Source organism: Sphingobium sp. 3R8 (genome assembly GCF_020166615.1).
Lineage (GTDB): Bacteria > Pseudomonadota > Alphaproteobacteria > Sphingomonadales > Sphingomonadaceae > Sphingobium > Sphingobium bisphenolicum.
The window spans coordinates 1-12452 of sequence record NZ_JAIQXR010000018.1; the positions used below are offsets into that span (position 1 = coordinate 1).

The following is a 12452-nucleotide window of genomic DNA, read 5'->3' on the forward strand; positions in this document are numbered from 1 at the left end:
AATCGGCCGCCAACCGTCGTCGATTAACTCGCAGCCAACGGCTCCGCGCAAACGCGCCCTATGCCGCCTTCCCCTTCAGCGCCTTCTGTCGCCGCCTCTGCACCGACGAGCCGATCCCCAGCGCCTCGCGATATTTGGCCACGGTGCGGCGGGCTATGTCCATGCCCTTGGCGCGGAGCAGGTCGACCAGCGTGTCGTCGGACAGGATCGCCTGCGGGTCTTCGGCGCCGATCAACGCCTTGATGTGGCTCTTGACCGCTTCGGCGGAGACGGAACCGCCATCGCCGCCCGATGACGACACGCCGCTGGTGAAGAAATATTTCAGTTCGTAGAGGCCGCGCGGGCAGGACAGATATTTGTTGGAGGTCACGCGGCTGACGGTGCTTTCGTGCATGCCGATCGTGTCGGCCACCGCGCGCAGCGTCAGGGGCTTGAGGTGCGCGACGCCCTGCTGGAAAAATGCCTCCTGGCTGCGCACGATCTCGCTCGCCACCTTGATGATCGTCTTCTGCCGCTGGTCCAGCGCCTTGACCAGCCAGTTGGCGCTGGCGAGGCAGTCGGCCAGCCAGGCCTTGGCGCTCTTGTCCTGCGGGCCGGTGGCCAGTTCGACATAATAGCTGCGGTTGACGAGCAGGCGGGGCAGGGTGGCGCTGTTGATCTCGATGGCCCAGCCGTCCTTGGCCGGGCGCACGAACAGGTCGGGCGTGACCGGGGCGACGCGATCATCGGCGAAGCGCAGGCCGGGCTTGGGATCGTAACCGCGCAACTCCGCGATCATGTCGGCCATATCCTCTTCGTCCACGCCGCAGATGCGGCGCAACTGGGGCAGCGCGCCCTTGGCGAGCAAGTCGAGATTGGCGAGCAGGCGGGCCATACAGGGATCGTGGCGGTCGGCTTCCTTGGCTTGCAGGGCCAGGCATTCGGAGAGACTGCGCGCGCCGACGCCGGTGGGATCGAATGTATGGATGACGCCCAGCACCCGTTCGACGTCGAACAGGGGGACGCCCAGGCCGTGGGCGGTCTGGAGCAAATTGGCCTCCAGATAGCCGGCCTCGCTGATCTGGCCGATCAACTGGGTGGCGATGAACAGGTCCATGCCTGACAAGGCGGCGCGGGCCTGCCCCATCAGATGTTCCTGAAGGCCGGTGTCGGGCGCGGCGAAACTGTCGAAGTCGGGTGCATCTTCGCTATAGCCGCCCGACAGCGCGTCCATGCCGCCGCCGCTGGCGCCATGCGCGTCGGCCATGCGGTCTCCCGGTCCGTCGTCGATGAAGCTGTCCGCGCCATGATCGACGTCGAGCGGGCTGTCGGCGCCGCCCAGCCCCTGTGCGATCAGATCGTCGGTGGCGCCCGTTTCGGCGGAAAGCGTGGGGGCGTCCACGCTACGGTCGATGCCGTCGGGGGCGGTGGCCGCGTCTTCGCCGCCGCCCGATTCGAGCAGCGGGTTTTTTTCCAGCTCGCCTGCGACGAACGCTTCGATTTCCAGATTGGACAGCGCCAGCAGCTTGATCGCCTGCTGGAGCTGGGGCGTCATGACGAGCGACTGGCTCTGGCGAATGTCCAGGCGTGGCCCGAGCGCCATTATCGCGCTCCCCGATCGCAAAGGAGAGTGCGCGCGATCATCATATCAAAGCTGGAAATTCTCGCCCAGATAGAGGCGGCGGACGTCGGCATTGGCGACCAGTTCGGTGGGGTTGCCCGCGAACAGCACCTGGCCGTCATAGATGATGCAGGCGCGGTCGACGATTTCCAGCGTCTCGCGCACATTATGGTCGGTGATGAGGACGCCGATGCCGCGCGTCTTCAAATCCTTCACCAGATCGCGAATGTCGGCGATCGAGAGCGGATCGATGCCCGCGAAAGGCTCGTCCAGCAGCACGATCGACGGGTTGGCGGCCAGGGCGCGGGCGATTTCGCAGCGACGGCGTTCGCCGCCCGACAGCGCCATCGCCGCCGAATCGCGCAGCCGGGCGAGGCCGAATTCGTCGAGCAACTGTTCCAGCCGGGCGTCGCGGGCGGACTTGTCCGGCTCGGCCAGCTCCAGCACGGCGCTGATATTCTGCGCGACCGTCATGCCGCGGAAGATGGAGGTTTCCTGCGGCAGATAGCCCAGGCCCAATATCGCGCGGCGATACATGGGCAAGTTGGTGATGTCCTGCCCGTCCAGCACGATGCGGCCATGATCGGGACGGACGAGGCCCATGACCGAATAGAAGCAGGTCGTTTTGCCCGCGCCGTTGGGGCCGAGCAGGCCGACGACTTCGCCCTTGCCCACGGTCAGCGACACGTCGGAGAGGACGACGCGCTTGTCATAGCTTTTGGCGATCGAGATGACCGACAGGCCGTCGCTCACTTCCTGCGGGATTTGCGGGCGTTGCGCCGTCCGTTCCGGGGTCATCACGTCGTCCATGCGTCTTGTCCTTGCAGCCCTTTGACCAAGCATCCCTTGAATTTCGGAACGCATAGGGCGGTTGGCAAGCTTTGTGCATGGGATTGCCGTCGGGGCAAGGGGAAAATGTGCCGATGCGAGGCGATAGGGCGGCGGGTGGCGTCAGCGATCCCAGTTGCGCAAGGCCGGCCCCAATGCCCGTTCCAGCGGTTCCAGCCAGCGGGCGAAGCGATGCCAATGGTCGACCCCGCCGGTGAAGATGGGCTGGCGCACCTGTTCGCTGCTGGCGGTCCGCACCGCGCGCTTGTTGGTCCAGAAGGCGAGACAGGCCTGTTCGAACGGCAGGTCGAGATGGGCGAGCAGGCGCGCGACCTCGCCCGGCGTGTCGGCGACCATCTGTTCGTAGAGGACAGGATGGACCCGGCCAGGCGCGGCGGCGTCGAAGGCGGTCATAAGGGCGACATAGTCGCGATAATAAAGGCCGATGTCGGTCAGGTCGTAGCTGAATGCCTGGCCGCGGGCGAAATGCTGTTTCCAGGCCGAGTAGCCGCAGGCCATCGGATGGCGGCGGGCATCGATGATGCGGGCGTTGGGCAGGATCAGCCGGATCAGGCCGACATGCTGCCAGTTGTTGGGCATCTTGTCGATGAAGTGCGGCCGGTCGGTGTGGCGGTGGATGCGGGTGCGGTCGATATATTCCTCGCCCAGCCGGAGCCGGTCGGCGGGAGTGAGGGAGGCGATCATCGCGGCGAAATCGGGAAATTCGCCGTCGTCCACGCGCGATTGGAGGCGGCTGGCGATCATCATCATCTCCGGCAGCTCCATCGTGCCTTCGACCATGCTGTGGCTGGAGAGGATCTGTTCGACCAGCGTCGATCCCGCGCGCGGCAGGCCGACGATGAAGATCGGGTCCGACGCCGTGCAGCCGCCAGTGCCTTGGGCGGCGAAAAAGGCGCTGGTGAAGGCATCGCGCGCCGCGGCGACTTCGGCGGAAAATTCGGCGGCGTCGTGGCGGATCATCGTGCGGCGGAGGCGGTTGCCCCGGTCGTAATGGCCAAAGGCGGCTTCGTCCTCGCCCGCATCCTCCAGCGCCTTGCCCAGCGAGAAATGGAGGTGGAAGATGTCCTCCTGCCGGGTCGCCCGATCGGGGGCGAGGGTGGCGAGCGCGCGTTCCATCGTCGCGATGTCGGGCGCGTCCAGTTGCACCGTCTTGAGGTTGGCGAGGCTCCACCAGGCTTCGCCCATGGTCGGCTGGTGCGCCACCGCCTGGCGATAGGCGTGGACGGCGTCCTCCTGCCGCCCCAGCGTCTTGAGCGCATGGCCCAGATTCTGCCAGACCTGTGGCTGGTCGGGCTTGAGGGCGAGCAGCCGTTCGTAGATCGCGCGGGCGCCGTCCTGATCGCCCAGCCGCACCAGCACGGAGGCGCGGATCAGGTCGTAGCCGGGATGCTTCATCGGCGAGGCGGCGAGGATGTCGGCATGGTCCAGCGCCTCGGCCAGCCGGTTGTTCTGGAGCAGCAGGCGGATGAGGAAGTCGCGCGCCAGGTCGAAGCCGGGGGCAAGCGCGACGGCGCGTTCGACCAGCGCCAGCGCCGCGCTCATGTCGCCGCGCCGCCACTGGATTTCGCCGGCCATGCGCACCGCGGGCGGATCGTCGCGTCCGGCGATGCGCGCGGCGGCGGTGTCGAGATCGCCTGCGTTCATCGCCATGGCCGCTTCGAGCAGGATGCGGTCGCGGGACGAGGCGTGGACGCCCGACAGGTCGGCGCGCCAGGCGTCCTGTTCCCGCCCGATCTGGCGCAACTGCGTCGAGAGCAGGAACCAGCCGGGGGCGAGAGCGGGCTGTTGCCGCAGCAGGCTTTCCAGCAGGGCGATGGCGCCGGCGTGATCGCCCGCCGCAGCCGCGGCCTGCGCCGACGCCCAGGACGAAGGGGGCGGGCGATCGATCGTGCCGGCAGCGGTCGAAACAGGGTGCATCGTCTGTCCTATTTCCTTTCGGTGCTGCAGCATGAACGCGATTTTGCGGCGGCGCAACAATCTATGGGAGGCGGCGCAACTAAGCTGTTGACTCCTGCTTTCGTTGCCGCATTATCAAAGCTGGACGATCGTCATGGAATGGGGAAAGTCCAAGGGGTAGTCATAGAATCATGGATGTTGCGCGGTCGCGCGACGGGTCTGGAAACCATCCGGTTTCTGGCCGCGGAGGCCTGTGCCTTTGCGAGGGCCGGCGGAAGAATATGCCCGCAAGGGCAGGGTGCAGTGCGTCATAAACATGCGGGCAAGCCGCGGGACAGGGAGAGTGAGGCGAAGGGCGCGGTTTATCCAAGGGGGAGTCAGAACAAGATGAAAGTCCCGTCGCGTCGTCGGTCGCAGTTGATGAAGATTTTGGGAGTGACCACCATATTGGCCGGCCTGGCCGGGCCAGCCGTCGCCTTTGCCGCCGAAGCGGCTGAGCAGGTCGCACCCGATCCGGCCGCCATTGCCGCTGCCGACGATGCCGGTGGCGGCCTTACCGAAATCGTCGTCACCGCGACGCGCAGCGCGCAGTCGATCCAGAAGGTGCCCATCTCCATGCAGGCGCTGGGCGCCGAGACGCTGGCGGAGCGGCAGGTCAAGGGCTTGAGCGACTTCGCCACGCTGCTGCCGTCGGTGTCGTTCGAAGGGATCGGGCCGGGCCGCAACACCGCCTTCTTCCGCGGCATCGTGCCGGCGGGCGGCGCTTACGCCTCGGTCGGCTATTATCTCAACGACATTCCGATCACCGGTACCGAAGTCCCCGATATCCATGCCTACGATCTGGAGCGCGTCGAAGCGCTGTCCGGGCCGCAGGGTACGCTCTACGGCGCGGGATCGCTGTCGGGCACCATCCGCCTGATCACGAACAAGCCCAATCTGGACAAGTTCGAATTCGGTTACGACGTCGAAGCCAATAAATATGGCAAGGGCGATTTCGGCGGCCAGCTGGAATCCTATGTCAACGTGCCGCTGAGCGATACGATGGCGGTCCGGGCCATGGGCTATTATCGCCGCGACGGCGGCTATATCGACAATACGTTCAACAACGGCACGTTCAACGATGGCCGCCCGGCCGTCTATAATCTGGGCGACAATAATCCCAACACCACCTACGCGCTGAGCAACGCCGCGATCGCCAAGGATGATTATAACACGATCAAGGAATTTGGCGGCCGCTTCCAGTTGCTGTGGCAGCCGGTCGATGGATGGGACATCACGCCGGAAATCACCGCGCAGAAACAGGTGTCGAACGGCTATTTCGGCTATGACCCGCGCGTCGGCGACCTGGAAGTCCATGATTATGACCAGACCAGGAATGACGACCGCTGGTATCAGGCGGCGCTGTCGATCCATGGCCATATCGGGGACTGGGACGTCGTGTCCGCGACCGGTTATTTCAAGCGCCGTACCCGCACGCTGAATGACTATACCTATTATACCGTCACCTATGACGGCTTCGGCGCGGGCTATGAAAGCTATCTGCAGTTTTTCGACAATTGCACCGGAACGGGCGCGGCGCAGCAATGCGCGATGATCAACCCGACCCAATATTATCATGCCGATACGCATCGCAACAAGTTCACGCAGGAACTGCGCATTTCCACGCCCAAGGACTGGCCGTTCGACGTCACGATCGGCGGTTTCTACCAGCGGCAGAAGAATGAGCTGAACACCAGTTACGCCATTCGCGGGCTGGATACGATCACCGGCTATACCGCGACCGGCGGCGGCGATGTCGCGGGCGGATTGATCGGCGTGCCCGCGATGTACGGCATCGCCTATGACGAGGACGGCAATCCCTATTTCGACACGACCGACGTCATCAATCCGAACGGCAATCCGCTCGGCACGATGTTGCTCGGGACGCAGGCGGTGAAGGGCGACGCCTTCTACTTCGTCGAGCAGAACCAGCTCTATCATGACAAGGCGATCTTCGCCGAAGGCCATTATAACATCACGCCCACGCTGAAACTGACCGGCGGCATCCGTTATTTCTGGACCGACTATAAGGTGAAGGGCTTTGCCGGCGTCGCCGGATCGGCGGCCGGCGTGGGCTGTACGACGCCCCTGCCCGACGACGAGCGCCTGACCTGTATCAACACCAATACCAATGCAGCCGACGGCACCGGCCGCTACAAGGAGGATGGCGAGACCCACAAGATCGCGCTCGACTGGCAGTTTCAGCCCGACAAGATGGTCTATTTCAATTATTCGACCGGTTTTCGACCCGGTGGGTACAACCGGCCGCTGCGCATCCGCAGCCTGGGCAAGATCGTGGACGTCGCCCCGTTCGAATCGGAAAAGCTGACCAATTTCGAGCTGGGCGTGAAGACCACCTGGAACAATATGTTCCGCTTCAACGCCGCTGTCTATTACGAGAAATGGAACAATATCCAGTATAGCGTCGTGGTCGCGGGCGCGCAGGGTGCGGGGATGACCGGCAATGCGGGCAAGGCGGTGGTCAAGGGCATCGAATATGATGCCGACCTGAAACTGGGCAAGTTCACCTTCTCCACCTCCGGCGCGTATAATGACGGCAAGTTGAAGGGGGACTTCTGCAACTTTGCGTTGAATGCCGCCGGGGATGCGATCGGGCAACTTAGCAGTTGCGCACCGGGTGTCGATGTTGGCGCAAATCCGCCGATCCCGTCCGTCGCCGCCGCCGACGGCACACGCCTGCCGCGCCAGCCCAAGTTCAAGGGCAATACATCGATCCGCTACGACACCTATATGGGCGATTACAGCGCCTATATTCAGGGCGCGGCGCTCTACCAGACCGGCGCGACGCAGGACCTGAACGTCGACAGCAATGCGCTGCTGGGCAACACCAAGGGTTTCGTCAGCTTCGATTTTTCCGGCGGGATCAAGAAGGATAATTGGAGCGTGACCCTGTTCCTGCAGAACGCCTTCGACAAGCGGGGGCAACTGACCCGGAACACCTTCTGCTCGATCGACTTCTGTTCGGGATCGTCGCGCACCTTCACGATCAAGCCGCAATTTTTCGGCATCCGCTTCGGCCAGAAATTCTGATCGCGGCGATATTTCCAGGAAATGGGGACCGCCGTCGAATCAGCAGATTCGGCGGCGATTCGCGCGTGGCGGCCACGGGACGTCATCGACGGAGCGTTTATGACATCGGGCCAGTGGAAACCGGCAATCCGGGCCGGGTTAATCCGTAATTCATCCGCCTTTTTGGCGGAATAGCGTGCTTTCCGCCAGTCCTTCAACTCAACCGGGCGGATGCACGACCGGACAGAATCGCATTGCCCGAACGCCCTTCTCCAGCGTCCAACGACGCAGTCATTTTGACTATCAGGAGAATAATATGTCGCCCTCTTTGACGAAAATAGGGGCCCTGACCGCGGTTTTGGTGGGCTCGATGGGCCTGACGGGCTGCGCCACCAAAGGGTTTGTACGCGAACAGGTCGCCACCGTGAACCAGCGCGTCGACGCGCTCGACGCGAAATTGCAGACGACCGACGGCACGGCGCAGCAGGCCTTGGCGGAAGCCCGCGCCGCATCGGGTCAGTCGCAGCAGAACAGCCAGCGGCTCGACCAGCTGAACGGACGCGTCGATGGCGTCGAGCAGCGGATGCAGGAAGCCCAGCGCAAGCGCGCGCGCAACTGATCCGCGCCAATGATACAGGACGGCGGTGTCGTCCTGATCGCTATCGGGCCGGCGCTTCCCTTGGCGTCGGCCCTTTTTGCCGACCCCTCTTTGCGAGAATATTAGATGAAGTTTCCTATGCTGCCGGCGATCGCCTTCTTGGGCGCCGGCTTGGGTCTGACCGCCACCGGACCGGCGCGGGCGGCGGAGACGGGCAAGGCGGCCGCAGCGGCGCCTGCGATAGAGGAAGCGGTCCTGTTGTCGGATGGCGCCACGCGCGTCGCCGATTGGGTCGCCACGGCGAAGGACAATCATGCGCTGCCCTATATCATCATCGATAAGCCGGCCGCCGCCGCCTATCTGTTCGACGCCAGGGGCAAGATGCTGGCCCATGCGCCGGTGCTGATCGGCATCGCGCCGGGGGACGATGCGACGCCGGGCATCGGCAGCAAAAACCTGTCCGAGATCGGACCGGCGGAAAAGACCACGCCGGCGGGGCGTTTTCTGGCGAAATTCGGCGTCGCTGCGGGCAAGCAGCGGGTGTTGTGGGTCGATTATGCGACGTCGGTGGCGCTGCACACGATCCCGCCCGGCAATCCGAAGGACAAGCGCAAGGAACGGATGCTGTCGCCGGGGATCGACGATAATCGCATCACCTTCGGCTGCATCAACGTGCCCAAGATCTTCTACAACCAGAATGTCAGCCCGCGGTTTCGCAAGAAGGGCGGTTATGTCTATATCCTGCCCGACAGCAAGCCGCTGGAAGAGGTGTTTCCCCGGTTGCGGGTGCAGCCTTTCCTCAATGCCGCGGCAAGCAGCGCCGATGCGAGCCTGGCCGGCCAGTAGAGCCTAACCCTGCTGCCCCGGATAGAGCAGGCGCAGCGAGGCGGGCGCGCTGCACTGGCGGATCGCTGCGTCGACATGGCGGGCGCGTTCGGCCCTGAGCGCGGTGGTGGACAGGGGGTGCAGCCGTTCGCGCGCGACCTCCTCGGCGGTGAAGGGCGCGGTGCCGCGCGGCGCGCTGGCCCCGCCCAGCCCGAAGACGACGAAATTCATCATGTCGGCGAGCTGCTGATTATCCTTGATCCGGCTATGTGCGACATTGGGCAGGCGGATCAGATAGGCGCGGGCCGCCGGCGTGCAGAGGAACCAGCCGACCCGCCCACGCAGTTCGGGCAGGCGTGCGGGCGCGGCGCTGCCTGCGACGCCGTGGCAGCCCGCGCATTGTTCGACATAGTCGGCGCGGGCCGTCGCCGGGTCCGTGATCGCCGCGGGCAGCAGGCCCATGGGCGGCAGTGCCGCACGCAGGCCCGCGGTAGCGCCGAGCAGGAGCAGGACGCACAGGATCATCGGCCGCGCCGTTCCGTGCGCCCGCGCAGGCAAGCGCCCCGTGCCACCGTCTGGACTGGGCGCCCGCCTGCGCGGGAACATGGGACGGTCTGACAAGGGCATTATGTTTTAGCTCGCGGCCCCCACCAGCACCGCGGTGGAGCAATGATAGTCCATGCTGCTGGTGCCGAAGCACCAGATCACGTCATTGTTGAGCTGGGGCATGTAGAGCTGGGTTTCGCGATCGGTATTGTCGCAGCCGCACTGGCCGCAGGCGGGCTTGCCGCAACAGTCGCGATAGGCGATGAGATAGGCCTTGCCGTCGTCCGGGTTGATGCAGGTGCCGACCCAGGAGACGGGCGACGGCTCTGCGCCCGGCGGGCAGCTGTGGATGCCGCCGCCGCAGCAGGTGCAGAGCGCGCCGTCGATCGCGCAATAGCGCCAATAGTCGCATTTGCTGTCGTCCTTCGTCTGCGCGCTGCGGGCGAAGAAGGTCTTGCCGTCGGGCGACCGGTCGGGCTTGGCCGCCTCGGCCCGGCTCACCGGCAGCAGCGGGAAGGCCGGGGCGGCGACCAGCGCGGCGCCCAGGCGCGAGAGCATCGAGCGGCGCGAACTGGCCCCGGCGAATGTGCGCAGCAGCTTTTCGCCCATGCTGTCGGCGTCGAATTTTTTCATGGAATGTGCCCCCATTTCTGCCGTCAGGCCGCCTGCGCCTTCAGCCCGCTGATATAATCCTGCACCGTGGCGATGCCCATTTCATGCGCGACCACCAGGCTTTCGAGATGTTCGCGGCTGTTCACCAGCCCCTTGGACAGGATCGCGCCTTCCTCGTCCAGCAGCACCGCGAAGGGCAGCTTGGCGACCGACAAGGCCTGGCCCACTTCCGGTCCATTGAGGAAGGCATGGCCCTCCAGCCCATGCTGCGCGATCATCGCGCGCTGGGTTGCGACATCGTCGTCGCCCACGAAGGTCAGCGCCACGCGTTCGGCGCGGGCGAAGCTGGTCGCCATCGGGATCACCGCCTTGCACAGCGGACATTGCGCCGACACGAAGAGCAGGAGGCGCAGCTTCACGCCATGGGCGTGGCCGCCGACGCTGACCGGCTGGCCGTCGAGCGTGGTGGCGGGGATCGCGCCGATCGCGCCGCCCACTGCCGGGCCGCCGCTGGTGGCGAGCGCACCGGCCGGCGCGACGCGGATGTGCAGCACGCCCACCTGCCGCGCCAGCGCCAGCAGCGCGACGACGAGGCCGACGATGATGATCCAGGACAGGATCTGGGAGACGATCAGCGAAGTCAGCATGGTTATCTCCGATGGGCGGGCGACGCGGCGAGCGCGGCCAGCGACTGGAAGAGCAGGCAGAGAAGCGTGATGGCGACACCGGATGCCAGCGCGGTAGCGATGTCGATCGCGCCGAAGACGGGCGGTACAGGCAGGCGCAACGCCAGCAGCGCAGCGAGCGCGCCGTTGCGGACCACCAGCGGCCAGCCGATCGGGTGGCGCAGCGCGCCATGGCCGCAGCCGCAATCGATATGGCCGCGCCCGCGCGCGATGTTGATCGCCATCGCGCCAGCGAACAGCAGCAGCAGGGCGATGCCGAGCAATGCCGGCCACGGGCGCAGGCCGATCAGCAGCGCCGCGCCGGTCGCGACCTCCACCACCGGCAAGAGGCGTGCGACGGGCATGATCAGTCGCCGGGGCAGCAGGCGATAATTGGCGATCACGCCGGGCAGCAGCGCACGGTGCCGGCACTGATCCACGCCGCCGGCCAGGAACAGCAGGCCGATGGCGATCGAGGCGGCGAGGCCGAACAGGGCCAGTGTTTCTAGGGCCAGCGTCTGTCCCCCCAGCGCCGCCATGGTCAGGATGGCTCCAATACGGTGATGATACCGCCGCCGGCCTTTTCGATCTTATGCTTTTCCTCGCCGGTGGCGACATCCAGCACCTGCACCTCGCCCTTTTCACCGTTCATGTAGAGCAGGGGCTTATCGGTCTGGGACACTTCGATATTGTTCATCGGCTCCTTGAGTACGAAGCGCTTCACCACCTTCTGCGCGGCGATATCGACCTGCCATACTTCGTCGCCCGATGCCTTGTGCGACCAATATTCGCCCTTGTGCATCAGCACGAACATCATGCCGGTCGCGCGGTGGAGCGCCATCGGCTGGCGGCCGCCGGGATACCAGTTGACGTCGAGCGGCTTGGCGTCGCCGACGCGGATGCCGGCCGCCGCCTGGATCGAGAAGGGCGCGGATACGGTCGGCGTCGCACTGATCTTCGCAGTGTAGATCTGGCCGGTATAGGTCAGGAAGGTCGTCTGCTTCTTGATCCGGTCATAGGCGAAATTGTCGAAGATCGGATCGTCGCTGGCCGAGAAGAAGGGCGCCGTATGGGTGATGTCGGCCTTCGTCCCCTTGATCGCGACGGTGGCGAGCGATCCGTCGGAGCAGAGCGCGGAGAAGCCGACGCCCGGATTGGGCATCAGGCTGGCGCAGCCGGGCAGTTCGATCGCGGTGATCAGCTTGCGCTTGACCAGATCGACGATGTTCACGCCCGATGTGGGACTGAAATCATAGACATAGCCGGTCTTGCCATCGTCGCTGATGATGAAATTATTCTTGCGCGACCCGATCAGCAGTCGGCCGGGCATCGGGATTTCGGTGACAAGGTTGAGCGTCTTGCTGTCATAGACGGTGACCATGTCCTGCCGCGTGCCACGGTCGTTTTTCGACCAGATGGTTTCGGAGACATAATAATATTTGCCGGCCGGATCGATCGCCATGTCGGCCAGTCGCCGGGTTTCGACCATGCCCTTCATCTTGCCGCTTTCGCCGTCGAAGATGCTGGTGCCCGGCATATCCCACCCGCCGTCCACGAAAAACCATGTCGGCTTGGGCGGATCGATGGTCATGGTGTCGGATTCTTCCGGCTCCACCGACGCCATGGTGTCGGCCGGCGCCGCCTGCGCCATGGCCGCGCTGGCGAGCAGCGATCCGCAGAGGGCGGCGGCGAATATCCTGAAACTGGTCTTCGACATGCTGGCTGATCCCCCTGATCCCTGCTGCGTCGGGAACAAGGTTTGACAGCTGTCCAGATTTGGTCAAGGGGGCGA

11 protein-coding genes are annotated in these 12452 nt (G+C 64.9%); 3 read left to right on the forward strand and 8 right to left on the reverse strand.

All coding sequences use genetic code 11. The features are described from left to right. Nucleotides 1-58: 58 nt before the first annotated feature. The 3 genes from rpoN to K9B33_RS16465 all read right to left on the reverse strand — a co-directional run bounded on the left by rpoN (nt 59) and on the right by K9B33_RS16465 (nt 4366). Nucleotides 59-1582 (reverse strand): RNA polymerase factor sigma-54, encoded by a 1524-nt coding sequence (gene rpoN, locus K9B33_RS16455; protein WP_224550163.1) that lies wholly within the window; start codon nt 1580-1582, stop codon nt 59-61. A 45-nt stretch (nt 1583-1627) separates the two neighbouring features. Beyond that, entirely contained in the window at nt 1628-2410 is a 783-nt protein-coding gene (gene lptB / locus K9B33_RS16460; RefSeq protein ID WP_224550164.1) for an LPS export ABC transporter ATP-binding protein, read from the reverse strand. 141 nt (nt 2411-2551) lie between these two features. Next, complete coding sequence (locus K9B33_RS16465) at nt 2552-4366, reverse strand: tetratricopeptide repeat-containing sulfotransferase family protein (RefSeq protein ID WP_224550165.1); 1815 nt, start codon at nt 4364-4366, stop codon at nt 2552-2554. 399 nt (nt 4367-4765) lie between these two features. Here K9B33_RS16465 and K9B33_RS16470 point away from each other — a divergent pair, with 399 nt between their 5' ends. The 3 genes from K9B33_RS16470 (at nt 4766) to K9B33_RS16480 (ending at nt 8858) form a co-directional block, all read left to right on the forward strand. After that, nucleotides 4766-7435 carry a TonB-dependent receptor gene (locus K9B33_RS16470; protein WP_224550245.1) on the forward strand — a complete coding sequence of 890 codons (2670 nt, stop codon included), beginning with the start codon at nt 4766-4768 and terminating at the stop codon, nt 7433-7435. Nucleotides 7436-7730: 295 nt separating this feature from the next. Next, nucleotides 7731-8033, forward strand: coding sequence for a hypothetical protein (locus tag K9B33_RS16475; protein WP_224550166.1), 303 nt, complete (start codon nt 7731-7733; stop codon nt 8031-8033). Nucleotides 8034-8138: 105 nt separating this feature from the next. Beyond that, a complete protein-coding gene (locus K9B33_RS16480) occupies nt 8139-8858 on the forward strand; it encodes a hypothetical protein (protein WP_224550167.1) in 720 nt (239 codons plus the stop codon). Between the two features lie 3 nt (nt 8859-8861). On the opposite strand, the gene K9B33_RS16485 is transcribed toward K9B33_RS16480, so the two are convergent. From K9B33_RS16485 to K9B33_RS16505, 5 genes are all read right to left on the reverse strand, one after another. Continuing rightward, nucleotides 8862-9362, reverse strand: coding sequence for a cytochrome C (locus K9B33_RS16485; RefSeq protein WP_224550168.1), 501 nt, complete (start codon nt 9360-9362; stop codon nt 8862-8864). Between the two features lie 108 nt (nt 9363-9470). Beyond that, nucleotides 9471-10016, reverse strand: a complete 546-nt coding sequence (locus K9B33_RS16490; protein WP_224550169.1) for a methylamine dehydrogenase light chain — start codon at nt 10014-10016, stop codon at nt 9471-9473. Between the two features lie 23 nt (nt 10017-10039). Further along, complete coding sequence (locus K9B33_RS16495) at nt 10040-10642, reverse strand: methylamine utilization protein MauD (RefSeq protein ID WP_224550170.1); 603 nt, start codon at nt 10640-10642, stop codon at nt 10040-10042. A gap of 2 nt (nt 10643-10644) precedes the next feature. Beyond that, a complete protein-coding gene (locus tag K9B33_RS16500) occupies nt 10645-11199 on the reverse strand; it encodes a MauE/DoxX family redox-associated membrane protein (protein ID WP_224550171.1) in 555 nt (184 codons plus the stop codon). Nucleotides 11200-11201: 2 nt separating this feature from the next. Next, entirely contained in the window at nt 11202-12377 is a 1176-nt protein-coding gene (locus tag K9B33_RS16505; RefSeq protein WP_224550172.1) for an amine dehydrogenase large subunit, read from the reverse strand. Nucleotides 12378-12452 lie beyond the last annotated feature (75 nt).

Coding starts and splice junctions, on each gene's coding strand:
- K9B33_RS16495 (WP_224550170.1), bottom strand. CDS start 10,642: ATGCTGACTTCGCTGATCGTCTCCCAGATCCTGTCCTGGATCATCATC.
- K9B33_RS16480 (WP_224550167.1), top strand. CDS start 8,139: ATGAAGTTTCCTATGCTGCCGGCGATCGCCTTCTTGGGCGCCGGCTTG.
- K9B33_RS16470 (WP_224550245.1), top strand. CDS start 4,766: ATGAAGATTTTGGGAGTGACCACCATATTGGCCGGCCTGGCCGGGCCA.
- K9B33_RS16475 (WP_224550166.1), top strand. CDS start 7,731: ATGTCGCCCTCTTTGACGAAAATAGGGGCCCTGACCGCGGTTTTGGTG.
- rpoN (WP_224550163.1), bottom strand. CDS start 1,582: ATGGCGCTCGGGCCACGCCTGGACATTCGCCAGAGCCAGTCGCTCGTC.
- K9B33_RS16490 (WP_224550169.1), bottom strand. CDS start 10,016: ATGAAAAAATTCGACGCCGACAGCATGGGCGAAAAGCTGCTGCGCACA.
- K9B33_RS16485 (WP_224550168.1), bottom strand. CDS start 9,362: ATGATCCTGTGCGTCCTGCTCCTGCTCGGCGCTACCGCGGGCCTGCGT.
- K9B33_RS16505 (WP_224550172.1), bottom strand. CDS start 12,377: ATGTCGAAGACCAGTTTCAGGATATTCGCCGCCGCCCTCTGCGGATCG.
- lptB (WP_224550164.1), bottom strand. CDS start 2,410: ATGGACGACGTGATGACCCCGGAACGGACGGCGCAACGCCCGCAAATC.
- K9B33_RS16465 (WP_224550165.1), bottom strand. CDS start 4,366: ATGCACCCTGTTTCGACCGCTGCCGGCACGATCGATCGCCCGCCCCCT.
- K9B33_RS16500 (WP_224550171.1), bottom strand. CDS start 11,199: ATGGCGGCGCTGGGGGGACAGACGCTGGCCCTAGAAACACTGGCCCTG.